1 protein-coding gene is annotated in these 538 nt (G+C 50.7%); it reads right to left on the bottom strand.

Annotation, left to right across the window (positions count from 1 at the left end; translation table 11 throughout):
- Positions 1-538, bottom strand: a 538-nt coding sequence (locus R7Z50_RS30595) for a PrpF domain-containing protein (protein WP_318150163.1), incomplete at both ends; no start/stop codon positions are given.

Genomic DNA, 538 nt, shown 5'->3' with positions numbered 1-538 from the left:
TGCCCGCGTTAATAAAGGTCGCGTTGAACGTACCCACGTCCGGTACCACTAAATCATCGACTAAGTTGCCAGTTGGGAACATGCTGCCTTCCCCATCTGCCGGGTCAACAAAGTCCACTTGAATCTCAGCGGCCGGGAAAGTCACACCATCAAGTTCAAATTCTCCGGTCTCTTGCACAAATCCGTTCACAATCGGCACATGAACCAAGATAGTTTTACCGATGTTCACCTGCCATACACGCACCGTCACAATGCCGTTTTCTGGAATACGACCTTGTGGGATCAAGCCTGCATGGATAGCAAAAGGCCCAATTGCGGCAGACAAATTGCCGCAGTTCCCACTCCAGTCTACGAATGGTTTGTCGATCGACACTTGGCCAAACAAGTAATCAACATCGTGATCGTCTCGGCTACTTCGAGAAACGATCACCGCTTTACTTGTACTTGACGTCGCGCCGCCCATACCGTCGATTTGCTTACCATAAGGATCCGGGCTGCCAATAACTCGCAACAACAGTTTGTCACGCGCTTCACCTGC

This window comes from Vibrio sp. 1249-1, from assembly GCF_033340495.1.
The sequence above is the reverse complement of the archived record's forward strand: the minus strand, read 5'-3'. Positions and strand labels throughout refer to the sequence as shown.